The following is a 24,356-nucleotide window of genomic DNA, read 5'->3' as shown; positions in this document are numbered from 1 at the left end:
GTTTTCTTCTCCGAAATCGATGGTCCCGCGGTTGTTCGCGGGCATGACGAAGGGCCGCCTGAGGGCAGGACGAAATCACCACGGGGCGACCGCGACCGTGGTGCGGGAAACGGGGAAGGACACGCCGGACGACCGGCCGGGTCGGCGACTTACCGCTGGGGCCGGTTCGTGAAAGGCGCGAAACACGCGGTGATCGGCGACGACCGGCACCGCGAGAGCATGCGGGCATCACACGGGACATGGAAGCCACGGGAACGTGGAGACCACACGCGGAAGTCACATGAAACGTGGAGACCACGGAAGGGAAATCCACGGAGAAACGTCGCGCTGAACGCGCGGAAGGAAGGAGAGGGTGGGCCTCTGGCCCGCCCGGGGCTCACGCCTCGGCCGGGTGCCCTACTCGCTGTTGGCCCAAGGCCGACCCGGCAGTCACGAGGTCAACCGTAGTGCCACCGACGCGCCAAGGCAACGCCGCGCCCGCGACACCGGGTGATCGACGTCCAACTATTCACTTGGTGTATATATCGGATGTATAGTCGCGATCATGTCTACCGGACACGTCATGCTCGGGCTGCTCGCCGAGCGGCCCAAGCATGGGTACGAGCTCAAACGCGAGCATGACCAGCGCCTGCCGGGTGCCAGGCCGCTCGCGTACGGACAGGTCTACGCGACGTTGCAGCGCCTGCAGCGGGACGGGTTCGCCGAGGTGGCGGAGACCGTGCGGGAGGGCGGCCCCGAGCGCACGGTGTACGCGATCACCGAGGAGGGCCTGGCCGAACTGGCCCGGTGGCTGGAACAGGTGGAGGCGCCCGCGCCGCACGTCTCCAGCGCGCTCGTCTCGCGCGTGGTGGTGGCGATCGTCGCCGGTGGCGCCGCCGACGGGTACCTGGTCAGGCAGCGCGCCGCCCATCTGGCGCGGATGCGCGAGCTCACCGCGGAGCGGGCCTCGGGGTCGCCCGCGCAGGTGCTCGCCGCCGACTACGCGCTCCAGCACCTCGACGCCGACCTGCGCTGGATCGAGACGGCCATGCGACGACTCGCGGATCTTAAGGAGGAGATCGATGCTTGAGGCACGCGCGTTGCGTAAGACCTTCGCCAGGACCGTGGCGCTGGACGGCGTGTCCGTGGAGATCGGCGACGGGGAGATCGTCGCGATCACCGGTCCGAGCGGCTCGGGCAAGTCGACGCTTTTGCACTGCCTGGCTGGGATCATCCGTCCCGAGTCGGGGGAGGTCCACTTCGAGGGGCGGCGCGTCGACACGCTCGACGACGCCGACCGCACGAGGCTGCGCAGGCAGAGCTTCGGCGTCGTCTTCCAGTCGGGCAGGCTGGTTCCCGAGCTGACCGCCGAGGAGAACGTGGCGCTGCCGCTGCTGTTCAACCGGCACGGGCGCCAGGAGTCGCTGCTGGCCGCCCGGTCCCGGCTGGAGAGGCTGGACGTGGCCGACTGCGCGGCCCGGCGGCCCGGCGAGCTGTCCGGCGGCCAGCTGCAGCGGGTCGCCGTGGCCCGCGCTCTGGTCACCGGTCCGCGGGTGGTCTTCGCCGACGAGCCGACGGGCGCGCTCGACTCGCTGGCCGGTGAGCGGGTGATGGACGAGCTCGTCGGCACGGCGCGCGCGGACGGCACCACGCTGGTGATCGTCACCCACGACAACCGGGTGGCCGCCTACGCCGACCGGGAGATCGCGCTGCGCGACGGCAGGCTGTCCGGGGTGACCGTGTGATCACCGTGATGCGGATGCTCGCCAGGGGCGGTTCGCGGCGCGAGCGGGTACGGGGGCGTCTCATGACCGCGGGGGCGGCGCTCGCGACCTTCCTGCTGTGCGTGGCGGCGAACCTGCTGGCGTTCGGGCTCGGCATCTCGATTCACCCCGAGGGCTTCCTCGTCGAGACGCGGATCGAGTACCTGGGCTTCTTCTCCGGCAGGGACGCGCGGCTGATCACCGCGCTGGCGCTGACGCTGCTGGTCGTGCCCACCATGGCCTTCGTCCACCAGGTGAGCCGCCTGGCCACCACGACGCGGGAGCGGCGGCTGGCCGCGCTCCGGCTGGCCGGGGCCACGCCGCGCGAGGTGCGCCTGCTCGGGGCCTACGAGAGCGGGTGGCGGACCCTGCTGGGCGGGGTGTCCGGCATCGCGCTGTATCTGGTGGCGAACCTGGCGCTGGCGTGGTCGCTGGAGGGCGCGGTGCCGCTGGTTCCGCCGGTGCGGATCCTGGCGATCCTCGTCGCGGTGCTGCTCGCCGGGACACTGTCCGGGCTGATGGCGGGGCGGCACGTGGTGACCTCTCCGCTGGGCGTGGTCCGGCGGACGCCCCCGGCCGGTCCGCGGGCGCTCGACCTGGCGCTGGTCGCGGTGGGGGCAGGGCTGCTCGTCGCCGGGCTCGTCGGCAAGGGAGAATTCCCCGGCGGGCCGTACGCCGCGGCGCTGTCCACGACGGCGGGCATGGTGCTCCTGCTGTTCGGCCTGGTCCTCGGCGCCGCGTGGCTGATCCGGGTGGCCGCCCGGCGGGTCGGTGACCGTACCGGGGCGGCGGAGACCCTCCTGGCCGCCCGGATGGTCGAGGCCGATCCCCGGGGATGGGCCCGCGCGCTGTCGGTGGTGGGGCTGACCGTGTTCTTCGGCTCTGTGGTCGGCGCCCAGCAGGGGCCCGCTTTTGTCCGGGGCGACCTCGATCCTTCCCGGGTCGTGGCCTATCTGCTCGTGGACCTCGCCCTGCTGGTCGCCCTGGTCACCTCGGCCGCCGCCCTCGTGGTGCACCAGGCGGAGGACCTGCTGGACCACCGGCACTCGTTCGCGGCCCTGGCCGCCTCCGGGGTGCCCGGTCCCGCGCTGGGCCGGGTCCTCACCCGGCAGGCGCTCATCGCGGCGCTGCCGGTGTGCGCCGTGGCCGCCGTCGCGGGGGTGGGAATCTTCGTCTCGTCGCTGTGGGACACCTACCGCGAGATGCCGGAGGTATTCGCCGTCGCCACCGCCCGGGCGGTGCTCATGGTGGGGATCGGGGTGTCGGCCGCGACGCTGGTGGCGCGGGCCGCCCGGCCGATCCTGCGCCGGACGCTGCGGACGGAGGAACTCCGCGACGAGTGAGGGGGCGGGGTGTTGTGTGAACATGGGGTGAGGGAAGCTCTCCCTGAGTTCCCCGGCTCTTCCCGATTCACGAACCCTGACTGCACGAACCTGACTTCACGGGCCTTGGGTTCGCGAGCCTTGGAGTCACGAGTCGCCCCGAGCCTCCCCGGGCTCTTCCAGAGAGGACGTGGTCGCCGTGCCGTCCGTCCGGCCCGGGGCACCGGGATCGTTTCCCGCCTCCCCGGCCGTGGTCGCCGCGGCGGTCGCGGACGTGGCCGCCGCCGGGGGCTACTTCGGCCTCGATCTCGGCCCGGTTCCCCGCGAGCCCGGCTGGCGGCCGCTCACCGACCTGCTCGCCGACCCCGCCACCGTGGAGGCCCGGATCGCGGACACGGCCGGGCGGCTCGGCACCGCGGAGACACGGGTGGCCGCCTCCATCCTCTTCCAGGGCCTGGCCGCCCGTTTCTGGTCGCCGCCCCTCGGCGCCGCGGTCGCCCACGACCTGCTCGTCGACCTGGCTCCCCGGCACGTGCACTGGCGGGCGGTGGCCGAAGGCCCGCTGCCGCTGCGGGCCGCCCACCTGGAAGGGTGGGAGGTCCGCGACCCCGCGCGGATCGCCGGGCCGCTGTATCGCAGCGTGGTGACCGGGTTGCTGGAGCCACTCGCCGAGACGGTCCGGCGGGTCGTGCCGATAGCCCCCGGCCTGCTGTGGGGCAACGCGGCCTCCGCGCTGGCGGGCACTCTCCTCGAACTGGGCCGCCGCCGCCCCGGACTCGCCGCCAAGGCCGTGGCGCTGGGCCGCGAACTGCTGGACACCGGCCTGCTGCGCGGCACCGGCGAGCTGGCCGAACCCGCTCCCGGCCATCCCGCCTTCGCCCGGCGCAGCTGCTGCCTGTTCTACCGCCTGCCCGGCGGCGGCATGTGCGGCGACTGCGTTCTGGTCGATCCCGGGATCCGCCGCGAGCGGTGGGCGCGAGCCGCACGGGAGTCCGGCCGATGACCGTGTCGCTCCCGGCCCCTGCCTGTTCGGGCACGGCCCGGATCCCCGTTCGGGGGCGACCCGCTTCCCGCCCGGGTACGGCCCTCACCCGGCCCCCGCACCCGGATGGGACGCCGGATTCTCAGCGGAGCGCCGGCTCCGAACTCCCGGCGCGGGAGCGCGGCGAGGTCCGGGCGCGGCGCGCCAGGATCGTGTCGGCCGAGCCGGCCGCCCAGAGCGCGACCGTGATGTACAGGATCTGCTCCGGGATCCTGATCCACAGGGGCGTCGCCTCGCCGCCCCCGAAGGGGACGTCGGCGACGGCCGCGTAGACGTTGGCCGGAAGCAGCAGCACGTAGAGGGCGGCCAGGCTGATTCCGGCGGCCCGGCGCGTCGCGGCGACCACGAGTCCCACGGCGCCGAGGAGTTCCAGCACGCCGGTCGCGTAGACCACGGCACCGGGGAACGGCACGATCGGCGGCACCATGCGCACCAGGTCGGCGTGGTTGGGCATGACGGTCACCCCCGCCGGGACGAAATGCGCGGCGGCGGTGACGACGAGCATGACGGCCATCCCGTGTGCCGCGCTCGCGGGCCAGGTGGCGAACCGGCGGACGCCGAGCGCGCCCAGGGCGCGGAAGCCCAACGTGGCGACCACGAGAACGATTTCAACGACGAATGCGGACATCGGCGTATCCCTTCTTTGGATAGTGACACTATCTTAGTGTTGGATACTATCGCTATCCAATAGCGTCGCCCGCGTGAGATCGAGGTCGGCGTGGACGCCGCGGGGAAACATCTGTGTGCACCACGTCGAACTTCCGCCGGACACACACGCGGACGACGACGGCACGGGGACTCCACGCGACCGAGGCCGGGCGAAGGACAGTCCTTGTGCTCTCACTTCGTCCGTAGTCTGATTGAGAGGAATTGTTCATCGGGCCGAGCGCCGGCGTACCCCGGACGGTTTCGCGGTGCGGGCGGGTGCGCGGTCCGGCACAGCGTCTCTGAACAGGAAGGGAGCCGACGCTGATGACGGTGACCCTGGAAAAGAGCGTCGAGGACTTCATCACCACCCCCCACAAGTTGTTCATCGGCGGACAGTGGGTGGACGCGGCGTCTGGCAGGACCTTCGCGACTCCCGACCCCGCTACCGGGCAGACCCTGGCGCACGTCGCCGAAGCCGACGCCGAGGACATCGACCGGGCGGTGCGTGCCGCTCGCAAGGCCTTCGAGCAGGGGCCCTGGTCACGGATGACCGCCTCCGAGCGGGGCCGGATCATCTGGAGGATCGGTGACCTGATCCTGGAGCACGCCGAGGAACTGGCCCAGCTCGAATCGCTGGACAACGGCAAGCCGGTGGCCGTGGCACGGGCCGCGGACGTTCCGCTGGCGGCCGACCTGTTCCACTACATGGCGGGCTGGGCGACCAAGATCGAGGGCAACACGATCGCGCTGTCGGTGCCGTACATGCCGGGTGCCTCATTCCACGCCTACACCCTGCGCGAGCCGGTCGGTGTGGTCGGCCAGATCATCCCGTGGAACTTCCCGCTGCTGATGGCAGCCTGGAAACTCGGGCCCGCGCTGGCGACCGGGAACGTCGTGATCCTCAAGCCCGCCGAGCAGACCCCGCTGTCCGCCCTGCGGCTGGCGGAGCTGATCGCCGAGGCCGGGATGCCCGACGGCGTGGTCAACGTCCTGCCCGGGTACGGCGAGACCGCCGGTGCGGCGCTCGCCGCGCACGACGGCGTGGACAAGATTGCCTTCACCGGCTCCACCGAGGTCGGCAAGCTGATCGTGCACGCCGCGGCGGGCAACCTGAAGAAGGTCACCCTGGAACTCGGCGGCAAGAGCCCCAACATCGTCTTCGACGACGCCGACCCCGACATCGCCATCCAGGGCGCGGCGAATGCGATCTTCTTCAACCACGGCCAGTGCTGCGTGGCCGGATCCCGGCTGTTCGTCCAGCGCGACCGGTTCGACCAGGTGGTGGAAGGCGTCGCCGAGATCGCCCGGGGCATCAGGCTCGGTCCTGGCATGGAACCCGACACGCAGATGGGTCCCCTGGTCTCCGACGAGCAGCTGCGCCGGGTGACCGGTTACCTGGACTCGGGGCGCGAGGAGGGCGTCCAGACGCTGGCCGGCGGCAACCGGCACGGGGAGCGGGGCTACTTCGTCCAGCCCACCGTGCTCACCGACGTACGCCCGGAGATGAAGGTCGTCCGGGAGGAGATCTTCGGGCCGGTGGTGGTCGCCTCGCCGTTCTCCGACCTGGACGAGATCGCCGCGCAGGCCAACGCCACCGACTTCGGGCTGGGGGCCGGCATCTGGACCCGTGACATCTCCAAGGCGCACGCCCTCGCCGGTAAGATCCGCGCGGGCACCGTCTGGATCAACTGCTACAACGTCTTCGACGCCGCCCTGCCCTTCGGCGGCTACAAGCAGTCGGGCTGGGGTCGAGAGATGGGCCACCAGGCCCTCGACGCCTACACCGAGGTGAAGTCCGTCTGCACCCAGCTGCAGACCTGACCACGCCACACACCGGGCAGGTGTCCGCACCGTACGACAGGTGAGCGGGCACGGGTCCGGCCGTTCCGCCGCGCGTCCCCGGCGGAACGGCCGGACCCGTGCCGTCCGCGCTCCGCCCGCCGGGTGACGTCGGTTCGCGAGGGACGGTGCGGGGCGGCCATGAAGGTCTCATGACCGGGTGCCGGACGCGGGCTCCAGCAGGGACCGGCTCCGGTCGTCTCCCCAGATCGAGAACGCGTCCACGTACGGTCGCAGCAGGGCGGTGAGCTCCGCGTCTCCCCGGCCGTTGAGCTCGTCCGACGCTATCTTCCTCGCCGCTCCGGCGAGGAGGTCGGCGACCTGGATCCGCGCGTCCGAGTGCGAGGCGACGAACCTCAGGCCGGCCAGCCGGCTCCTCGGCGACCAGGGGAGACCGTCGGGCCGTGGCTCGCCCAGCATCTCCCTGATCCGCGCGACGCGCTCCTCCGTCAGCGTGGTCTGCCGGTCGTGGACGATCGAGACGGGCCTGGTGCCCTCACCCCAGAAGTCGACGGCCCGGACGATGGCCGGGATCAGGGGATCGAGCGTCGGGATCACCCGCGGATCGTCGAGAAGCCGCGTCAGGAACGACTCCACCCGGGGCCTGGCCCGCCGGAGCAGTCCCATGATCTCGCCGGCCTCGCTCCCCGCGCCGGTGAGGCACAGGACGTCGACCATGTCGAAGAACGCGCCGGCGGACGTCCCCGCCCCCCGGCCGTTCCCGGCGCGCATCAGGTCGTTGAACGACTCCAGGAAGGGCTGCCACCGTTCGTGCCCGAACGTGCGCCGGCCCTCGCGGTACAGGACGGCGGCCATGGCGCCGGCCTGCCGGTCCCGTCGCGGGCCCGGGTCCGGCGCGTGAGCGGTCTCCCCGGCGAGCAGCCCGGCGAGTCTGCCGATGACGAGGAACGTCTTGTCGGTCAGATGCACGTGGGCTTTCCCGTGGATCGGCCCCGACGGCCCGAGCAGCCACGTGAGGGCGGACCTGTTCTTCTCGCGGAGCAGGACGTTCGCCTTGTATTCCGTTGCCGGGGAGGGGCCCCTGTCCCGTATTCCCTGGATGCAGCTCGCCGCCGACTCGACGTCCAGGCACAGGCTGGCGTGGGTGAAAACATCGGTGTTCCCGCCGACGAGTTTCTCGCCCTCCGAGCCGGACTCGTCGCAGCTGATTTCCACGGGTTGATCGGCCGATACGGATTGTGCCCGCATAATGTCCTTGCGATATCGGTCACTGCCCGGTTCCATGACTAATGGACGATTCTTTAGGATACGTCACCCTGATACTCGCGCAACGGATTTTTCCCTCCGTACCGCCGTCGGTACGCCGTGCCGCGCCGATCGCCTCCATCTCGGAGGAGACCGGCGCGGCCGCCCCACCGGCCGCTAGCATGGGGTGATCTTTGCCGCTTCCGGTGTTCGAGATCACCGGACGGGGACGCCGCGCCGTTCCGCGGCGAGAACATCCGACCATCGAGCCCGGAAGGCCCTGACCTCGAACATGGCCGCCGTCACCGTCGTGATCCCGACGTTCAACGAGGTGGACAACCTTCCCCCGATCACGGAGGCGCTGCTCGCGTTGCCGCTTGACGGCCTGCGCGTCCTGGTCGTCGACGACGGCTCCCCGGACGGCACGGGGAAGGCGGCCGACGAGCTGGCCGCCGCGCATCCCGGTCGGGTCGGCGTGGTGCACCGGCGGGTCAGGGAGGGGCTCGGGCGCGCCTATGTCGACGGCATGGAGACCGCCCTCGCGGCCGGGACGGACTTCGTGGTGCAGATGGACGCCGACTTCTCGCATCCCGTCGACGCCGTGCCGCGCCTGCTCGACACCGCGCTGGCGACGGGGGCGGCGTGCGTGATCGGCAGCCGGTACGTGCCGGGCGGGACGCTGGCCGCCGAGTGGGGCCTGCGGCGGCGGGCCCTGTCGAGGTGGGCGAACCTCTACGTCCGTACCATCCTGCGCGTCGGGCTGCGGGACGTGACCGCGGGGTTCAAGATCTGGCGGGCGGAGAGCCTCGCCGCTCTGGACCTCGGCGCGATCTCCTCGGGGGGCTACAGCTTCCAGGTGGAGATGCACTACCGGGCGGTCAGGGCGGGGATGACGATCGTCGAGATCCCGATCCATTTCTCCGACCGCCGTGCGGGCAGTTCGAAGATGAGCCTTCGGGTGCAACTGGAGTCGGCCCTGATGCCTTGGCGGTTGATCTTCAAGCGCTGAAGGGGGCCCGTGCGGCGCACCGGTTCCGCGCGCGTCCCGCCCCGGGGGGCCGGGGCCTCCGCGGCGGGCGCGAAGAGCGCGCCGCCGGGCCGGGGAACGCATTGGACGTCGTCCTCATTCGCAATCATCCTGCTCCATCGGGCGAGTTGTCATTCGTCATGGACGAATTTGCTCCGCTGGGATCTATCGGTATGTCATATGGCGAGTGTTGTGCCGCGGATCAGTAATGTCGAAAGGTGTGGCGCATCATCCCAATGCGTCTGGACGGCACAATACCCAAAGAAAAGAACGATATTATGATATATGCCAATCGATCTCGTGTGGCGGTGCGGAACACGGTGCGTGCGGGGCTGGCCGGGATCCTCACGACCGTGGTCTCGATGGGGGTCGCCGCCGTCCCCGGCGCCGCGGCCGCCGCTCGCGACGACGCCGGCCCGAGTCCCGACCCCGGCACGGTCGTCTCGCCCGCGTCCGCGGCGTGCGGAACGGTCACCACGAGCGGAATGGTTTCGACCTGCGGCGCGGGGAACGACAGTGGCCCGATCACCTTCACCGCGACGGTGACGGCGGCGGACGGGAGCGTCCCCACGGGCAGGGTCACCTTCTCCACCGACGGGGTGACCCTGGGCAGGGCCCTGCTCGTGGACGGCGTCGCCACCCTGACGATGTCGAGCCTCCCCACGGGTGTGTACCGCGTCGTCGCCTACTACCCGGGTACGGCCCAGTTCGATCCCAGCAACACGCCGCTGCTGATCCAGCGTGTCGGCCTCGACTGCCCGTGCACGCCGGGGAGCCAGGTGGGCCAGATCCGGGTGTGGGTCAGGGGGGAGACCAGGAGCCCGGCCCCCGGGGAGAGGATCCGCACCCGGATCGTGTTCGGCAAAGGCGCGTAGCCGGGCGGCCGGCACCTGCGGCCCGTACACCGATCGGCGGCGATCCCCCTCCCGGACTCGCCGCCGATCGGCCTCCTGTCCCGATCGGCCTCCTGCCCTGATCGGTGCAGGGCGCGCCGGTCCGGGGTGGCGCGGGTCCCTCGTCCACGGCCGCCACGGCGTCGAGGCTCGGATCCGGCCGATCCCCGCGGGAGACAGGTAGGGGACAATCTGCGGTGTGCTGTTCGGTGTTCTCGGCCCGGTGGAAGTGCGGTCCGACGCGGGAGACCTGGTCTCCGTCGGCGGGCCGAGCCTGCGCGCGCTGCTCGCCCTGCTGCTGATGGAGGCGGACCGGGTGGTCACCGTGGAACGGATGATCGACGGTCTGTACGGGAAGGCGCCACCGCCCGGTGCGGCGAACGCCCTGCAGTCCCAGGTGTCACGGCTGCGCCGCGGGCTGCGGGCCGTCGGCGCGCGGGTCGAGTTCCATCCGGCGGGCTACCGCCTCGTCACCGATCCCGAGAGCGTCGACGCGCACCGGTTCGAGCGGCTCGCCCGCGAGGGCCGTCGCGCGCTGACCGCCGGTGACCACCCCCGCGCGGCCGCCCTGCTGCGTGAGGGCCTGGGGCTGTGGCGGGGCACGGCCCTGGCGGATGTGTCCGGCGCGCCGTTCGCCGAGGTCCAGGCGGCTCGCCTGGAGGAGTCGCGGGTCACCGCCTTCGAGGACAGGGCCGAGGCCGAACTCGCCCTGGGCGAACATCGCGGGATGGTGGCGGAGCTGCGCAGAATGGTGGACGCGCACCCGCTGCGGGAACGGCTGCGCGGCCAGCTCATGCGGGTGCTGCACGGCTCGGGCCGGCAGGCCGAGGCGCTCGGGGTGTTCGAGGACGCCCGGCGCACCCTGGCCGAGGAACTGGGCGCGGACCCGTCCACCGAACTCGGGAACATCCACCTGGCCGTGCTGCGAGACGCCCGCCCGCCCCTCACGACCCTGCCCGCTCAGCTCACCGGCTTCGTGGGACGCGAGCGGGAGCGTGCCACGATCGGCGAGCTCCTGGAGACGGCGCGCCTGGTCACCCTCACCGGGCCCGGCGGGGTGGGCAAGACCCGGCTGGCCATCGAGGTGGCCAGGCGGCAGCCGGGCGAGGTGTGCTTCGTGGACCTGGCCCCGCTCGGCGACGGCACGCGGGTCCCGCAGGCGGTGGGCCTGGCGCTGGGACTGCGCGAGTACGGGCTGTTCCCCGGCTCGGCCGATCCCTTCGGCCGCCTGGTCGCGGAGCTGGAGGGCCGCCGGATGCTGCTCGTCGCCGACAACTGCGAACACCTTCTCGACGACGTGGCCCGGCTGGTCCACCGGCTGCTGGCCGCGTGCCCGGAGCTGCGGGTGCTGGCCACCGGCAGGGAGGCGCTGGGCATCACGGGAGAGTCGCTGTGCCCGGTCTCGCCACTCGCGCTCCCCGGGCCCGCGGCGGGACCCGAGGAGGCACTCGGTCACGCCGCCGTACGGCTGTTCGCCGACCGGGTCGCCGCGGTGCGCCCGGGGTTCGTGGTGGACGCGGGCAACGTCGGGACGGTGTCGCGGATCTGCGCGGCTCTCGACGGCCTGCCCCTGGCCATCGAGCTGGCCGCCGCGCGGCTGCGCTCGCTCACGGCCGAGGAGGCCGCCGACCGGCTGGACGACCGGTTCCGGCTGCTGTCGCGGGGCGACCGTACGGCCGTGCCGCGGCACCGGACGCTGCGCGCGCTGATCGAGTGGAGCTGGGACCTGCTCGACGCCCGGGAGCGGCTGCTGGCCAGGCGCCTCACGGTCTTCGCCGGGGGCGCGACCCTGGAGACGGCCGCCGGCGTCTGCGGCGTGCCCGACACCACCGGCGTGATGACCGGCCTGGTGGAAAAGTCCCTGGTGGAGGCCCACGGCGGCCGCTACCACATGCTGGACACCGTACGGGAGTTCTGCGCCGAACGGCTGGCCGAGGCCGGCGAGCGGGAGGCGGTACGGCGGGCGCACGCCACCTACTTCCACGACCTCGCCGAGACCGCCGACGCCCACCTGCGCGGCGCCTCGCAGCTGGAGTGGATGGCCACGCTGACCGCCGAGCACGCCAACCTCCACGCCGCGCTGCGCTGGGCGGTCCGCGCCGACCCCGTCCTCGGGGTGCGGCTGGTCGCCGCGCTGTCGTGGCACTGGTGGCTCAGCGGCCTGCGTGACGAGGGCGCCCCGTCGGCCGCCGCGCTCGCCGAGGCGCCCGGCACCTCGGTGCTGCCCGAGCTGGTGGAGGAGTACGTCCTGTGCGTCGTCCACGCCGCGCCGACCGGCTCCCCCGGCCTGGGACGAGCGCAGTCGATCATCCTCTCCCGCGGGTGCCCGCTCCGGCGCCCGCACCTTCTCCTCCTGTACTCCATGGCCGCGGTGCCCGCGGACGCCCCCGCCCCCATCCCGCGGGGGCTGCTCGGCCCCGACCCGTGGTCGCAGGCGCTGGGACGGCTGAGCGAGGGGCACCGGCGGCTGTTCGGCGGCGAGCCGGCCGAGGCCGAGGGGGCGTTCCTGCGCGCGCTCGACGGCTTCCGGTCGATCGGCGACCGGTGGGGGGCCGCCAACGCGCTGGACCGGCTGGCCGAGATCGCCGGCTGGCGGGGGGACCGGGCCGGGGCGTCGGCCCTGAGCGACGAGGCGCTCGCGCTGCTCGGCGAGCTCGGCGCCGCCGAGGCCGCCGCGGACCTGCTGTGCCGGCGCGCGTACGGGGCGATCCGCGCGGGCGGCGACCTCGCCGCCGCGTACCTCGACTACGAACGCGCCGCGGAACTCGCCCGTACGGCGGGCACCGCGGAAACGGTGGCCGGGGCGCGCTGCGGGCTCGGCGAGGTCGCGCGGCTGCGTGGCGACCTGCCCGGCGCCCGGCGCCTCTTCGAGCTGGCACTGGACGGGGACGCCGCCACGACGGCGGGCGCCGGGCAGGTGCGGTCGCGAGCCCTGATCGGGCTGGGCCGGATCGCCGAGGCCGAGGGGGACCTCGCCGGGGCGCGATCCCGGTTGTCCCGGGCGCTGGAGGTCGCGGCCCGCCACCGCGACCGGCCGGTGGCGGCCGAGGCGGTCGCGGACGCCGCCGGTCTCGCCCTGCTCGAAGGCGATGCCGAGCGCGCCGCGTTGCTGCTGGGCGTGGCCGTTGCGGTACGCGGAGCCCGGGCCGTGGCGGCACGCGGCGCCGGCGACGTGGCGAGACCCGAGGTGGCGGCCGGAGCCCGGGACCGGATCGGATCGGACAGGTACGCCGCGGCCTTCGACCGGGGGGCGGCGATGACCTGCGAGGACGCCCTCGCCCTGATCCGGCCGGCACCACCCGGTGCGTGACGGCCGGTGTTCGGTGCGCGGACGGTCAGCGCCGCCGGAGAGGCTGGCCGCACCAACCACCGACGAGGGAGCCTTCGCATGGGAAGCCTGACCGGCAAGACGGCACTGGTGACGGGAGCCTCACGCGGCATCGGCCGGGCCATCGCCAGGCGGCTCGCCGCCGACGGCGCGCTGACCGCCGTGCACTACGGCAGTAACGAGAGCGCGGCGAACGACACGGTGGCCGAGATCGGGAAGGCCGGTGGGCGGGCCTTCCCGATCCGGGCCGAACTCGGCGTCGACGGCGACGTGGACACCCTGTTCGCCGGACTGGGCGAGGGCCTGGCGGGACAGCCGCTCGACATCCTGGTCAACAACGCGGCCGGACCGCCGGCCGGGCCGATCGAGGAGACCACCCCCGAGGGGTTCGACCATCTGTTCGCCGTCAACGTGAAGGCGCCGTTCTTCATCATCCAGCGGGCCCTCCCGCTGATGCGCGACGGCGGGCGCGTCATCACCGTCTCCTCCGCCAGCACCCGGGTCGCCACGCCCTTCCAGACCTCCTACGCCATGACCAAGGGAGCCGTCGAGACCATGAGCTTCACCCTGGCGAACGCGCTGGGGGCGCGGGGGATCACCGTGAACACCGTCACGCCGGGCGCCACCCTCACCGACCTGAACGCCTCGCTGCTGGAGGATCCCGGCGTCGAGGAGTTCATGAGCGGCCTGACGGCGCTGGGCCGGATCGGCCTGCCCGCCGACATCGCCGACGCGGTCGCGTTCCTGGCCTCCCACGACGGCCGCTGGGTCACCGGTCACGTGCTCGACGTCAGCGGCGGGATGTATCTCGGCCCTCGCACCTGAGCGCCCCTCCCGGTCCCGGTGACGCGGGGACACGGTCGTAAGGGGGCACCCCCATTGGCTCCTCAGCCGCGCGGGCGGGGCGACCGGCGCGCTTCACGGACGCGCTTCTCGCGGACACGGGTGAACACGTCGGCGAGCAGCCCGCCGGCCGCGATCACGGCGAGCACGCAGAGAAGGTTCATCCCGTAGTCCAGTGGCAGCAGGGAGGGATTGCCGGGCCGCCGGCCGAAGCCCAGGACCACGGGCAGGGCGACGACGGTGATCAGCGCGCCGATCACCGTCGCGGCCCGGTACGGCCACCGCATCCGGCGTACCAGGAGCCCCGCCGCGAGCACCAGCGGCACGAGCAGCAGATCGTGTGCGATCACCAGGCCGCCGAACCACAACGCCCAGCTCAGCGGCCGGGTCTGGCCGGCGTCGGCGAGGAGACCGGTGAATCCCAGCAGGATCAGCCCGATCCCGGCGATGTAACCGGCCACTTTCATGAGACCGTCACCCTCTTCACCCATTTGGTCTGCATGACACCGGGCCGGTTCGGCGCGATGAGCCTGGCCGGGTAGCCGTGCTCCAGGTGGAGCGTCTCACCGTTGACCCGCAGCGCGAGCAGGGTCAGAGGGTCGTTCCAGTGGGGCGGTCGCAGCTCGCTGACCCGGTAGGCGCCGGAGGGACGCTCGGACGACTCCACCGTGACCACGGCGTCGGGCGCGGCACCGGCCACCAGGTCCCTCATCCGCACGCCGGTCCAGTGCGCGGAGGCGCTCCAGCCCTCGACGCAGGAGATCGGCAGCTCGACCGTGTGCTGCGGCAGCCGCAGCAGCTCCTCGTAGGAGTACTCCGCCCGGACCGTGCCGTCGACGACCAGCCGGTACTCGGCGCCCGCCGGTCCGACTCCGGCCTCCTCGGCGGTTCTGTTGACGGGCAGGCCCTGCGGTCCGATCCCCGGGTTCCTCGGTGCGAGCACGGCGAGCCGCTTGAGCGGCGTGAAGGTCTCGCCGACGGTGAGCAGCACGGTCAGGCCGGAGGCGGCGCCGGCGGTGAGCAGGAACCGGCGGCGGTCCGGTTCCAGCGGGACGGGGACGGAGCGGCGGACCTTGGACCATTCGGTGGCGACATGGATGATCAAAGCGCCGTAGACGATGAACGCGGTCCAGTAGTGCGCGGTCGTGAAGAAGAACGACCACGGGTAGGTGTAGGCGACGTTCAGCAGCCCGGTGAAGAGCTGGAACAGCGAGCCGGCGACCAGCAGGAGGACGAACGCGCGCTCGGCCGCGTGCGCGGCGGAACGCAGCGGCGGCCACTGCCACAGCTTCGGGTAGACCGTCCACAGCTTGGCCAGCAGCAGCGGGATCGTGGCCAGCCCGCCGATGACGTGCACGCCCTGGGTGACGCGGTACAGCCAGACGGGTCGTGACGGCCAGTTCAGCCAGGGAGGCGGATGCTGCAGGAAGTGGCTGAACAGGCCGGTGACCAGGGCGACGGTGAAGCTGATCCCCAGCAGCACGCCGAGCCGGGCGGCCACGCCCTCCGAGCGCAGCGTGCTGGTGAACGCCACCTTCTCCATCAGCGCAGGCTTGCGAACCATCGTCCTGCCTCCTTCCATGACTCCACGCGGGAGAAACCGTTGCGCCCGGCGAGGGTTCCCAGGTCGGAGACGGACACGGTGGCCCAGCCGAACCACGGGCCGGCGAGCCCGCGGCCGCGCAGCCGCAGGTGCTCGACGCGGCCCGCCACGCTCGGCGGCTGGACCTCGGCGATGACCTCGCCTCCGGGCCGTAGCAGCTCGCGGATCCGGCGGAGCAGGGCATCGGGGTCGCCGCCGATGCCGATGTTGCCGTCGGCCAGCAGCACGGTGGCCCAGCGGCCGGGGCCGGGCAGCCGGTCGAAGACGTTCCGGCAGATCGCCCGGCCTCCCGCGCGCCGGGTGAGCCGGACGGCGTAGGGGGCGACGTCGACGCCCAGCGCCGGGACGCCGCGCCGCGCGAGCGCGACGGTGAGACGGCCGGGACCGGAGCCGACGTCCAGCGTGGGGGCGGCGCACCGCGACAGCATGGCCTCGTCCCCGTCGATCGGGGCGAGCCAGCGGGCCGCGTCGAGCGGCGCGGTCCGGCCGTCGGCGTACTCCATCTCGATCGCGGCTCCCGCCAGTGATCTCTCGTAGAGCTGCCCGATCATCGGATCGCCCGTTCCCGGCGGGCGGCGGGCGGCGTGTCGCCCGGCCGCCGGGCCGCCCCCGTCCCGGCCGCGCGCGGTGATCCGTCCGTGGACCCGTCGTCCACCACGATCGGCCGGTAACCGTCATGCATGCGCTCCGGCGCCCACGGCAGGGCCGTCTCCCCGTCCAGGCACGGGAGCACCACATCGATCTTCATGCTTGCGACGTTAAAGTCGGCAGGGCCCGCCAACCCTTACGGAGTAGTGACGTGTCCCGGGAAGGACGCCGCTCGTACCTAATGTAGGAGGGTGATCGAGCACTTCCGGCAGCAGATCAGGGCTTCGCGTGCGGCGGACGGGCCGTCGCGGGCGGCCGTCGGCCCGGGCGGTGGCCGGAGCGGGCCGGCGCTCGTCCTGTGGGGCTCGCTCATCGCCGCGGCGTTCGCCGCCGGAGCCGTTCTGCACGCGCTGGGCATGCTGCCCATCGACCACCTGCCGCCGCTGCACGGGCACTTCCGCACGCCGTCGATCTCGCTCCTGCCGCCCCTGCTCCTCGGTGTTCTCGCGGTCGCCGTGCTGCCCGCCCTGACCGCGCGGACGCGTTTCGGCGTGGCCCTGCTCGTGGCGTACGGCACGGCCCTGGCGTGGACGGTGCTGCTGGCCGTCTCCGGTGAGGGGCTGGCCCGGCCGTTCACCAGTCCGTACGAGTACGCGGCCGTGCTGCCCGCCGTGGGGGACGACCCGCTGGGCTGGCTGGCCTCCTTCACCGAACGGCTTCCCGGTTATCCCACCCATGTGCGGGGGCACCCGCCGTTGCCCGTGCTGGTGCTCTGGGCCCTGGCGAGGGTGGGGCTGCCCGGCCCGTTCTGGGCGGCGGTGCTGGTCGTGGTCGTCGGCTGCTCGGCGGTCGTGGCCGTCGCGGTCACCGTCCGGCGGCTCGCGGGGGAGGAGACGGCCCGGCTCGCGCTGCCGTACCTCGCGCTGAGCCCGGCCGCGGTCTGGATCGCCACGAGCATGGACGCCCTCTTCGCGGGGGTGGGCGCCTGGGGCGTGGCCCTGCTGGTGTCCGGGGGCGCGGGGAGCGCGGGGAGCGCGGGGAGCAGGGCACGCGTCCTTTGCGGGGCGGCGGCGGGAGTGCTGCTGGGGGCGCTGCCGTACCTCAGCTACGGCCTCGTGCCCTACCTGCTGATCCCGGTGGTCGCCGCGGTCGTCGCGCGGATCTCCCGCGAGACCGCGATCGCCTGCCTGGCGGGGGTGGCGGCGGTCACGGCCACGTTCGCCGCGGGCGGCTTCCTGTGGCCTTCGGGGGTGCTCGCCACTCACGCGGAGTGGGCCGCCGACCCCGGCGCGGCCCGGCCCTACCTCTACTTCCTGATCGCGAATCTGGCCGTGCTGGCGCTGCTGACCGGCCCGGCGACCGCCGCGGGCCTGGCGCGGACGACACCCGGCGGCGTGCGCGCCCTGGTCGCGGCGGCGATCGTGGCCGTGCTCGCCCTCGACGTCAGCGGGGTGACCAGGGGAGAGGTCGAGCGTATCTGGGTTCCCTATGCCGCCTGGATCGTCCTGGCCGCCGTCTGGTCCCCCGGCCGGCGATGGCTCGCCGCCCAGGCCGTGACGGGGCTCCTGCTGCAGGGACTCGTCATCTCCCCGTGGTGACCGGGCGGCACCGGCGCGGCTCCTCGCCGAAGGCGGTGCGCCGCGGTCGGTGCGCCGAGCTCGGCAGATCCCGTTGAAGACACCGCGGCCGGCCGGACGACGAGCCTGACCTCACCGGGAGGCGTTCGTCCCCATCCTCACCGTCAGCCGAGCGGGGCGGTGGAGAACTCCTTCATCCCGTCCGCGAACGGGATCGTGGCGCGAAAACCCAGTCCGGTCCGCGCGCGCTCCGAGCCGGCGACGATGTGCCGCACGTCGCCCAGCCGGTACTCGCCGGTGGTCACGGGTGCCGGGCCGCCGCGCTCGCCCGCGAGCGCCGCGGCCATCTCCCCGACCGTGCGCGGCTCCCCGCTGGCGATGTTGTAGGCGGTGAGCGTTCCCGGGGCCGAGGTGCCGAGGGTGCCGAGGGTGCCGAGGGCGCCGAGCGCCGCGAGGTTGGCCGCGGCCACGTCGCGCACGTGCACGAAGTCCCGGCGCTGCCGGCCGTCCTCGAACACGCGCGGGGCCCGGCCCGCCTCCAGCGCCGACCGGAAGATGGCCGCCACCCCCGCGTACGGGGTGTCGCGCGGCATCCGGGGCCCGTACACGTTGTGGTAGCGCAACGCGACGGCGGCGCCGCGCGTCTCGCGCGCCCAGTTCGCCGCCAGGTGCTCCTGGGCGAGCTTGGTCGTGGCATAGGCGTTGCGCGGGTCGGCCGGGGCGTCCTCGCCGATGACGGCGGAGGTCACGGGGAGCCCGCAGTGCGGGCACCGGGGCTCGAACTCTCCCCGGGCGAGGTCGTCGCGGCTCCTGGGACCCGGCCGCACCCTGCCGTGGGCCTCGCAGTCGTAGGCGCCCTCGCCGTACACCACCATCGACGAGGCCAGCACCAGCCGCTCGACACCGTGCCGGGCCATGGCGGCCAGCAGCGTGGCGGTGCCCAGCACGTTCACCGAGGCGTAGTCGGGGAGATCGGACACGTCCACTCCCAGCCCCACCTTCGCCGCCTGGTGCACCACGGCGTCGACGCCGCCCAGCACGCGGTCCAGCGCCGCGCCGTCGCGCACATCCCCGCCGCCCGCCCGCGAGTCGAGGCCGACGACCTCGTGCCCGGCCCTCTCCAGGGCCTCGACCACGTGGCTTCCGATGAACCCGGCCGAGCCGGTGACCAGTGTCCTCATGCGGCGACGCTATCCCTGTCCCCGCCCGCGCGAAGGAGGCGCGGCGATGACGTTCGCATCTCGTAAGGACGCCTCCCGCGCCGCGTGAAGGTGGCGGACGAGGCCGATCTCGGAAACGTTCTTGGTCAGCTCGACGGTGACCCAGCCCGCTATGTCCACCAGCCTCTGTTCCCGTCCCCACGGCAGGCCGGCGGTCCTGTCGGCGGAGTCGAGGTCGGCGTCGGTGAGCGGCAGCAGGGCCGCCCGCCAGTCGTCCCTCAACCCGCGCAACCAGCCGGCCGCGGCCGCGGTGCCGCCCGGCCAGGTGATCTCCTCGCGCGCGGGTGCCCCGGACCCGAAGCAGTGTCCGAGGGTGGTCGTCCACCAGAAGCCGATGTGCCAGGTCAGCCACCCGATGGAGACGACCGGCGCGGGATCCGGCTCCGGCACCTCCCAGTCGGCCACCCAGCGGCCCCGGCCGTCCGGCCGGACGGTCCAGCAGCCCGCCGCGGGCTCCCAGAGGCAGGCCTGGTCGTCGAGGTCCTTCAGGTGGTACTCGAACAGCGCCCATGCGATGTCGAGCTGCCGGATCAGTAGATCAACGCGAGGTACGGTCACCCGGGCACTCTGGCACCGCTCCCGGCCGGCCTGCCACCGGTTTTCACGGCCGGAAGGACGGGGTGTGGGCCGGGTGACGTGCGGGCCGACGCGGGCCGGGCACGGATGGATCCCGCCGGATCCCGCCGGATCCCGCCGGAGCGAGGCGGGCGGCGTCCGCCCGCCGCGCGCGGCACGCCGCCGGTGACGGCCCGGTACTTCCGCGGTGCGGGAGACTGGGGAGGTGACCATCGAGAACAGCCGTCCCGGTCCGCCCGCGACCAGCGTCTCCATCGTGTTGCTCACGCTGGCGCGCCGGATCGAGACCGAGCTCAACGCCGCCCTCGCGCCGCTCGATCTCACGGTCAGCAGGCTCGGTCTGCTCGGTCACATCGCCGGCGTGCCCGGAGTGTCGTTCAGCGATCTGGCACGCATGTCCGGCACGACGGTCCAGAGTGTCCACAGCGCGGTTAAGGTGCTCGCCGGCGCCGGGCTGGTGCGCGACAACACCGCCCGCGCCGGCTCCGCGTCGGCCATCGAGATCACGCCCGACGGGGCGCGCCTCCTCGACGCGGCGGCGGGCGCGATAGCCGAGGTCGACGACCTGCTGTTCGGCCCCGCCGCGGACCCGATCCAGCAGCAGGTCGCCGGTGCCGTACGCGCCGCGTTCGGGGGTCCCGCCACGCCCTGACCCGCCCGCCCGGCGCCCGCGCGTCATGTCTCCTTCCTTTGGCTTCAGTCTGGCTGAAGCTTTCGTGTTAGGCTTCAGCCTGCCTGAAGGTTGTGAGGAAGGGAGAATCCGTGGAAGCCGTGTTGCTGTCGATCCACGTGCTCGCCGGCATCGTGTTCGTCGGGGGCTCGGCCGTCGCGACGAGCCTGTTCCCCCGCTACGCGCCGGTCGCCGCCGGTGTTCCCGTGGGTCCGGCCATGGGGGCCAATCCGGCCGGCTCCCTCTCGGAAGCCCCGCGAGCGCCGGAAGCCCCGGCGCCCCCGGAGGCCTCCGGGGAGCGGAACCGGGCCGTGGCCGTCGCGCTGCACCGCATCACCCGGGTCTACGGCGTCTTCGGTGTCGTCGTGCCCGTCGTCGGGATCGTCCTGGCCCTCGTCCAGGGCCGGATGGGCGAGGGGTGGATCTTCGTCTCCATCGCCCTCACCGCGCTCGCGGGCGGCCTGCTGGCTCTGCGGATCTATCCGGAGCAGCGCGACGCGCTCGCCGCGCCCGACGACGGCGGGCGCCTGCGCGGGCTGTCCATGGTCGCCGGTATCTACAACCTGCTGTGGGCGGTCGTCGTCGTCCTGATGATCGCCCGCCCGGGAGCCTATCCGTGAGCACGTTCCCGGGCGACGGGCCGGTCCGTGAGCACGCCCCCGGGTGACGGGCCGCCGGGACGTCCCGCCGGCCCGTCGTCTCGCCACCGCCAACCGTCCGCCGCCTGCCGCCCCGTCAGCTCGACGGCACCCTCCGGTAGGCGCTGAGCACCTGGAGGGCCCGCAGGGTCTCGACCCCCCGGTACTCCAGGGTGGCGGCCGCGCCGGGAGGCTCCCAGGTGATGGCCCACCCTCCGTCGGGCTGCTGGTCGGCCGCCAGCCGGTCGAGGTGGCCCTCGATCACCTCGTCGGTGAACAGCCGGCGCCAGCGGCTGCCGGGATGGGGGGCGAGGTGCAGGGGGGTGACCCCGTACTCCGGGTCCGCGGGATCGCTGCGGTACCACTTCAGCTCGGGAAGCCATTCGAGCACCCGCTCGGCGAGGCGTTCGGCCCGATCGCGATCCGGGACGTGTTCGAGGAAGACGAGTGTCTCGGACATGGCGTGCGCGTCCTCGGGGAAGCCCTTCTCCAGCGCCGACCAGCACCAGTCGGTGGCCCGGGTGAGCCACGGATGCTCCACGCCCATCCGGTGCAGCAGCCCGGCCAGCCCGGCGGTGGGGTTCAGCCCCGGCGCGTAGGTCCACTCCGACCAGTGCACGGCCCTCGGATAGGCCTCCATGACCGGCAGGGACAGGGACACCGCCCCGTCGGGCGCGGCGACCGTCGCCAGCCAGTCGCACGCCTCCGGCACCAGCGGGCCGGTCGCCGGCACCCCCGCCGCCAGCAGCGTCAGGAACGCGGTCTCCACGTCGATGGGCAGGCTGTCGGGGCAGCGCTTGTCGGGTTCGAGACCGTGGCCGAAGCCGCCGTCGGCGTTCCGGTAGCCGCGCAGGGCGTCCACCACCCCGGTGGCGGGCGCCCCCTGGAAAAGGGTGGCGAACAGGCGGCGTTCGAGCAGGCGCCCCTCGCGGAGGATGAAGGCCCGAGCGCTGTCGAGGATGCTGTCACTCATGGTGTCCCATGCTGCCGGGTGACCGGCCCGGTCGTCTTGTAGGAATCGGACGCCGCCGGTCCGTCACCGCGCGCGGCGGGTCCGGTCCGGCCGCCAGAGGGGCTCGGCGGACTCCTGGACCTCCCCGCCGGCGCCGAAGATCAGGAACCGGTCGAAGTCGTCGGCGAACCACCGGTCGTGGGTGACGGCGAGGACGGTGCCGGAGAAGGAGGCGAGGCCGTCCTGGAGTGCCTGCGCGCCGGCCAGGTCGAGGTTGTCGGTCGGCTCGTCGAGCAGCAGCAGGGTGGCCCCCGACAGTTCGAGCAGCAGGATCTGCAGGCGTGCCTGCTGGCCGCCGGAGAGGGTCTCGAAGGGCTGCCGGCCGGCGGGGGCGAGCTCGTAGCGGGCGAGGGCGGCCATGGCGTCGTTGAGCGTCAGCGACCCGGCGGCCGTGACGATGTCGGCGGGAGTCCGCCCGGCGAGGTCGGGCCGGGCGTGCGTCTGGACGAAGTGGCCGGGCACGACCCTGGCCCCGAGCTCCACGGTGCCCCGGTGACGTACCGGCGGGGGTGCCGGAGCGGGCGACGCCGGCACCCGGGGGAGCGCGCCGCTCCCCGTTTCGGCCAGCAGTCGCAGGAAGTGGGACTTGCCGGAGCCGTTCGGGCCGAGGATCGCCACCCGCTCCCCGTAGTGGATCTCGACGTCGAACGGCTCCGTCAGGCCGGTCAGCTCCAGGCGGGTGCAGGTGAGCGCGCGCTTGCCGGTACGGCCGCCGCTCAGGCGCATCCGGACGTTCTGCTCCCTGGGCGCGCTCTCGGGCGGGCCCGCCTCCTCGAACCTGCCCAGCCGGGTCTGGGCGGCCCGGTAGGCGGAGGCGACGGAGTCGTTGTTGGTCGCCTTCTGGCGCAGGGTGTGGACCAGTTTCCTGAGGCGGGCGTGCTCCTCGTCCCAGCGGCGGCGGCGCTCGTGCAGGCGCTCGTTGCGGTCGAGGCGGGCCTGGGCGTAGGTGGCGAAGCCCCCGCCGTGGGTCCACACCCCGCGTGACTCCACGGTGATGACGCGGGTGGCCGTGTTGGCGATCAGCCGGCGGTCGTGGGAGACGAGCAGGACGGTCTTCCGGGTGGCCCCCAGCTGCTCCTCCAGCCACTGCTTGCCGGAGACGTCCAGGTAGTTGTCGGGCTCGTCGAGCAGCAGGACCTGGTCGGGGCCGCGCAGGAGCGCCTCAAGCGCGAGCCTTTTCTGCTCGCCGCCCGACAGCGTGCCGACGTCGCGGCCCGCCACCTGTTCGTAGCCGGCGCCCATGGCCGAGGTGGTGCAGGCGCTCCAGGTGACCTCGATGTCGTAGCCGCCGGCGTCGGCGTAGTCGCCGAGGGCGCGGGCGTAGGCGAGCTGGGTCTCCTCCAGGTCGCGTTCCGCCAGCGCGCGCTCGGCCCGCTCCAGCTCGGCGGTCGCGGCGCGCACGCGTTCCGGGGCCACCGCCAGCAGCAGCTCGCGTACCGTCAGGCCGCCGCGGAGGCCGCCGATGAACTGGCGCATCACGCCGAGCCCGCCGGACGCGGTGATCCGCCCGGCGGAGGGGGAGAGGTCGCCGGCGATCAGCCGTATCAGGGTGGTCTTGCCCGCGCCGTTGGGACCGACCAGTGCCGCGGTGACGCCGTCGCCGACGCGGAAGGACACCTCGTTGAGCAGCAGCCGCCCGTCCGGCAGCACGTAGGTCAGCTCGTCGGCCTCGACATGTCCCACGGTCGCGTCCCCTCGAAGGCGGCGGTCTCCTCGTGGTGGAGAGAAACCGCAGTTAGAACATTGGTCATACACTATGAACATTGATTACCCCGCTTCTCAAGCCATTAAGATCTCCGGAGTGGACGAGGCGGGGATCGGAGAAGCGTGAGCGCTACGCCGGGCAGGAGAACGCGGCGCCAGAGCGGTGAGGCGGCGCCGGGGGTGTGGCTGCGCCCCCCGCGCGCGGGCCGGGCCGAGCCGGTGGTCACCCTCGGGCGGATCGTGGCGGCGGCCGTGGAGCTGCTGGACGAGGAGGGGGCCGACCGGCTGACCATGCGCCGGCTCGCCGAGCGGCTGGGGACCGCCGCCACCACGCTCTACCTGCACGTCGAGACCAAGGACGACGTGCTGGACCTCGCGCTCGACGCCGTGTTCGGCGAGGTGCCCCTCCCGCCGGGGCCACAGGGCGCGTGGCGCGACGACGTCACCGCTCTGATCGCCGAGTGGCGCGCCACCATGCTGCGCCACCCGTGGTCGGTGAGGGTGCTGGACCGCCCCCTGCTGGGCCCCAACGTCCTGGCCCGCACCGAACACCTGCACGCCGTGCTGGCGGGGGCCGGTCTCACCGGCCCGCGTCTGACCGCCGCCGCGTACGCCCTGGCCAACTACGTCATCGGTTCCGCGACGATGCAGGTCGCCGGGGCGGGGTACGGCGAGGCCGAGTGGAAGCGGGCCGCCGACCTGCACGTGCTGACGCGCAGCGAGCTGTATCCGACTCTCGCCGCGCACGGGTCCCCGATGGGCAACGACTGGGACCCGGTGTTCACCACCGGGCTGGACTACCTGCTGGACGGCATCGAGTCGCGGATCCGCTGAGACGGGCGTCAGCGACCCCGCGCGGATTCCCGTTCACCTGGTGA

Annotated in this window: 23 protein-coding genes; 13 read left to right on the top strand and 10 right to left on the bottom strand. The window is 73.2% G+C overall.

Annotated features, from left to right (window positions below; translation table 11 throughout):
• Positions 1-544 precede the first annotated feature (544 nt).
• The 4 genes from ACTOQ2_RS39075 to ACTOQ2_RS39060 all read left to right on the top strand — a co-directional run bounded on the left by ACTOQ2_RS39075 (position 545) and on the right by ACTOQ2_RS39060 (position 4,067).
• A complete protein-coding gene (locus tag ACTOQ2_RS39075; protein WP_440073375.1) occupies positions 545-1,069 on the top strand; it encodes a PadR family transcriptional regulator in 525 nt (174 codons plus the stop codon).
• The gene (locus ACTOQ2_RS39070) at positions 1,062-1,724 is read left to right on the top strand and encodes an ABC transporter ATP-binding protein (RefSeq protein ID WP_440106302.1); all 663 of its coding nucleotides are present in this window, start codon (positions 1,062-1,064) and stop codon (positions 1,722-1,724) included. Before ACTOQ2_RS39075 ends, ACTOQ2_RS39070 begins: the two co-directional genes overlap by 8 nt.
• Positions 1,721-3,085, top strand: a complete 1,365-nt coding sequence (locus ACTOQ2_RS39065; RefSeq protein WP_440106300.1) for an FtsX-like permease family protein — start codon at positions 1,721-1,723, stop codon at positions 3,083-3,085. The genes ACTOQ2_RS39070 and ACTOQ2_RS39065 overlap by 4 nt, the downstream gene beginning before the upstream one ends.
• A 178-nt stretch (positions 3,086-3,263) precedes the next feature.
• Positions 3,264-4,067, top strand: a complete 804-nt coding sequence (locus ACTOQ2_RS39060) for a (2Fe-2S)-binding protein (protein WP_440106298.1) — start codon at positions 3,264-3,266, stop codon at positions 4,065-4,067.
• A 121-nt stretch (positions 4,068-4,188) separates the two neighbouring features.
• On the opposite strand, the gene ACTOQ2_RS39055 is transcribed toward ACTOQ2_RS39060, so the two are convergent.
• Positions 4,189-4,734, bottom strand: coding sequence for a DoxX family protein (locus ACTOQ2_RS39055; protein ID WP_440106296.1), 546 nt, complete (start codon positions 4,732-4,734; stop codon positions 4,189-4,191).
• A gap of 344 nt (positions 4,735-5,078) precedes the next feature.
• On the opposite strand from ACTOQ2_RS39055, the gene ACTOQ2_RS39050 reads away from it, so the two are divergent.
• The gene (locus tag ACTOQ2_RS39050; RefSeq protein ID WP_440106294.1) at positions 5,079-6,575 is read left to right on the top strand and encodes an aldehyde dehydrogenase family protein; all 1,497 of its coding nucleotides are present in this window, start codon (positions 5,079-5,081) and stop codon (positions 6,573-6,575) included.
• A 168-nt stretch (positions 6,576-6,743) separates the two neighbouring features.
• Here the strand turns inward: ACTOQ2_RS39050 and ACTOQ2_RS39045 are convergent, their stop codons facing one another.
• The gene (locus tag ACTOQ2_RS39045) at positions 6,744-7,769 is read right to left on the bottom strand and encodes a hypothetical protein (protein WP_440106292.1); all 1,026 of its coding nucleotides are present in this window, start codon (positions 7,767-7,769) and stop codon (positions 6,744-6,746) included.
• Positions 7,770-8,091: 322 nt separating this feature from the next.
• Here ACTOQ2_RS39045 and ACTOQ2_RS39040 point away from each other — a divergent pair, with 322 nt between their 5' ends.
• From ACTOQ2_RS39040 to ACTOQ2_RS39025, 4 genes are all read left to right on the top strand, one after another.
• Positions 8,092-8,808 (top strand): polyprenol monophosphomannose synthase, encoded by a 717-nt coding sequence (locus tag ACTOQ2_RS39040; RefSeq protein WP_440106290.1) that lies wholly within the window; start codon positions 8,092-8,094, stop codon positions 8,806-8,808.
• A 326-nt stretch (positions 8,809-9,134) separates the two neighbouring features.
• Positions 9,135-9,701: an Ig-like domain-containing protein gene (locus ACTOQ2_RS39035; protein WP_440106288.1), complete on the top strand. Its 567-nt coding sequence runs from the start codon at positions 9,135-9,137 to the stop codon at positions 9,699-9,701.
• Between the two features lie 217 nt (positions 9,702-9,918).
• Positions 9,919-13,029, top strand: a complete 3,111-nt coding sequence (locus ACTOQ2_RS39030; protein ID WP_440106286.1) for a BTAD domain-containing putative transcriptional regulator — start codon at positions 9,919-9,921, stop codon at positions 13,027-13,029.
• A gap of 78 nt (positions 13,030-13,107) precedes the next feature.
• Positions 13,108-13,872 carry an SDR family NAD(P)-dependent oxidoreductase gene (locus ACTOQ2_RS39025; RefSeq protein WP_440106284.1) on the top strand — a complete coding sequence of 255 codons (765 nt, stop codon included), beginning with the start codon at positions 13,108-13,110 and terminating at the stop codon, positions 13,870-13,872.
• A 62-nt stretch (positions 13,873-13,934) separates the two neighbouring features.
• On the opposite strand, the gene ACTOQ2_RS39020 is transcribed toward ACTOQ2_RS39025, so the two are convergent.
• The 4 genes from ACTOQ2_RS39020 to ACTOQ2_RS39005 are packed head-to-tail and all read right to left on the bottom strand — an operon-like array spanning position 13,935 to position 16,241.
• Positions 13,935-14,357, bottom strand: a complete 423-nt coding sequence (locus ACTOQ2_RS39020; protein WP_440106282.1) for a hypothetical protein — start codon at positions 14,355-14,357, stop codon at positions 13,935-13,937.
• A complete protein-coding gene (locus ACTOQ2_RS39015) occupies positions 14,354-15,454 on the bottom strand; it encodes a molybdopterin-dependent oxidoreductase (protein ID WP_440106280.1) in 1,101 nt (366 codons plus the stop codon). Before ACTOQ2_RS39015 ends, ACTOQ2_RS39020 begins: the two co-directional genes overlap by 4 nt.
• Positions 15,433-16,044 carry a methyltransferase domain-containing protein gene (locus ACTOQ2_RS39010; protein WP_440106278.1) on the bottom strand — a complete coding sequence of 204 codons (612 nt, stop codon included), beginning with the start codon at positions 16,042-16,044 and terminating at the stop codon, positions 15,433-15,435. The genes ACTOQ2_RS39015 and ACTOQ2_RS39010 overlap by 22 nt, the downstream gene beginning before the upstream one ends.
• A complete protein-coding gene (locus ACTOQ2_RS39005) occupies positions 16,041-16,241 on the bottom strand; it encodes a hypothetical protein (RefSeq protein ID WP_440106276.1) in 201 nt (66 codons plus the stop codon). The genes ACTOQ2_RS39010 and ACTOQ2_RS39005 overlap by 4 nt, the downstream gene beginning before the upstream one ends.
• Before the next feature lie 91 nt (positions 16,242-16,332).
• Between ACTOQ2_RS39005 and ACTOQ2_RS39000 the strand changes: the two genes are divergently transcribed.
• Complete coding sequence (locus ACTOQ2_RS39000; protein WP_440106275.1) at positions 16,333-17,679, top strand: hypothetical protein; 1,347 nt, start codon at positions 16,333-16,335, stop codon at positions 17,677-17,679.
• A gap of 143 nt (positions 17,680-17,822) precedes the next feature.
• Here the strand turns inward: ACTOQ2_RS39000 and ACTOQ2_RS38995 are convergent, their stop codons facing one another.
• Both ACTOQ2_RS38995 and ACTOQ2_RS38990 read right to left on the bottom strand, forming a co-directional pair.
• Positions 17,823-18,839, bottom strand: coding sequence for an NAD-dependent epimerase/dehydratase family protein (locus tag ACTOQ2_RS38995; protein ID WP_440106273.1), 1,017 nt, complete (start codon positions 18,837-18,839; stop codon positions 17,823-17,825).
• Between the two features lie 9 nt (positions 18,840-18,848).
• Positions 18,849-19,436, bottom strand: a complete 588-nt coding sequence (locus ACTOQ2_RS38990) for a DinB family protein (RefSeq protein ID WP_440106271.1) — start codon at positions 19,434-19,436, stop codon at positions 18,849-18,851.
• 223 nt (positions 19,437-19,659) lie between these two features.
• Here ACTOQ2_RS38990 and ACTOQ2_RS38985 point away from each other — a divergent pair, with 223 nt between their 5' ends.
• Both ACTOQ2_RS38985 and ACTOQ2_RS38980 read left to right on the top strand, forming a co-directional pair.
• Positions 19,660-20,106 carry a MarR family winged helix-turn-helix transcriptional regulator gene (locus ACTOQ2_RS38985; protein WP_440073402.1) on the top strand — a complete coding sequence of 149 codons (447 nt, stop codon included), beginning with the start codon at positions 19,660-19,662 and terminating at the stop codon, positions 20,104-20,106.
• Between the two features lie 110 nt (positions 20,107-20,216).
• Positions 20,217-20,744, top strand: a complete 528-nt coding sequence (locus ACTOQ2_RS38980; RefSeq protein WP_440106269.1) for a hypothetical protein — start codon at positions 20,217-20,219, stop codon at positions 20,742-20,744.
• Positions 20,745-20,859: 115 nt separating this feature from the next.
• Here the strand turns inward: ACTOQ2_RS38980 and ACTOQ2_RS38975 are convergent, their stop codons facing one another.
• A complete protein-coding gene (locus ACTOQ2_RS38975; protein WP_440106267.1) occupies positions 20,860-21,735 on the bottom strand; it encodes a hypothetical protein in 876 nt (291 codons plus the stop codon).
• A gap of 63 nt (positions 21,736-21,798) precedes the next feature.
• The gene (locus tag ACTOQ2_RS38970) at positions 21,799-23,457 is read right to left on the bottom strand and encodes an ABC-F family ATP-binding cassette domain-containing protein (protein ID WP_440106265.1); all 1,659 of its coding nucleotides are present in this window, start codon (positions 23,455-23,457) and stop codon (positions 21,799-21,801) included.
• Positions 23,458-23,601: 144 nt separating this feature from the next.
• Between ACTOQ2_RS38970 and ACTOQ2_RS38965 the strand changes: the two genes are divergently transcribed.
• Positions 23,602-24,312 carry a TetR/AcrR family transcriptional regulator gene (locus tag ACTOQ2_RS38965; protein WP_440106263.1) on the top strand — a complete coding sequence of 237 codons (711 nt, stop codon included), beginning with the start codon at positions 23,602-23,604 and terminating at the stop codon, positions 24,310-24,312.
• Positions 24,313-24,356 lie beyond the last annotated feature (44 nt).

This window comes from Streptosporangium sp. H16, assembly GCF_051918855.1.
GTDB lineage: Bacteria > Actinomycetota > Actinomycetes > Streptosporangiales > Streptosporangiaceae > Streptosporangium.
The sequence above is the reverse complement of the archived record's forward strand: the minus strand, read 5'-3'. Positions and strand labels throughout refer to the sequence as shown.

What these genes read in the sequence shown, in the direction of transcription:
- ACTOQ2_RS39055 (WP_440106296.1), bottom strand. Translation starts at nt 4,734, where the DNA reads ATGTCCGCATTCGTCGTTGAAATCGTTCTCGTGGTCGCCACGTTGGGC.
- ACTOQ2_RS39075 (WP_440073375.1), top strand. Translation starts at nt 545, where the DNA reads ATGTCTACCGGACACGTCATGCTCGGGCTGCTCGCCGAGCGGCCCAAG.
- ACTOQ2_RS39015 (WP_440106280.1), bottom strand. Translation starts at nt 15,454, where the DNA reads ATGGTTCGCAAGCCTGCGCTGATGGAGAAGGTGGCGTTCACCAGCACG.
- ACTOQ2_RS39070 (WP_440106302.1), top strand. Translation starts at nt 1,062, where the DNA reads ATGCTTGAGGCACGCGCGTTGCGTAAGACCTTCGCCAGGACCGTGGCG.
- ACTOQ2_RS39010 (WP_440106278.1), bottom strand. Translation starts at nt 16,044, where the DNA reads ATGATCGGGCAGCTCTACGAGAGATCACTGGCGGGAGCCGCGATCGAG.
- ACTOQ2_RS39025 (WP_440106284.1), top strand. Translation starts at nt 13,108, where the DNA reads ATGGGAAGCCTGACCGGCAAGACGGCACTGGTGACGGGAGCCTCACGC.
- ACTOQ2_RS38995 (WP_440106273.1), bottom strand. Translation starts at nt 18,839, where the DNA reads ATGAGGACACTGGTCACCGGCTCGGCCGGGTTCATCGGAAGCCACGTG.
- ACTOQ2_RS39040 (WP_440106290.1), top strand. Translation starts at nt 8,092, where the DNA reads ATGGCCGCCGTCACCGTCGTGATCCCGACGTTCAACGAGGTGGACAAC.
- ACTOQ2_RS39005 (WP_440106276.1), bottom strand. Translation starts at nt 16,241, where the DNA reads ATGAAGATCGATGTGGTGCTCCCGTGCCTGGACGGGGAGACGGCCCTG.
- ACTOQ2_RS39020 (WP_440106282.1), bottom strand. Translation starts at nt 14,357, where the DNA reads ATGAAAGTGGCCGGTTACATCGCCGGGATCGGGCTGATCCTGCTGGGA.
- ACTOQ2_RS38975 (WP_440106267.1), bottom strand. Translation starts at nt 21,735, where the DNA reads ATGAGTGACAGCATCCTCGACAGCGCTCGGGCCTTCATCCTCCGCGAG.
- ACTOQ2_RS39050 (WP_440106294.1), top strand. Translation starts at nt 5,079, where the DNA reads ATGACGGTGACCCTGGAAAAGAGCGTCGAGGACTTCATCACCACCCCC.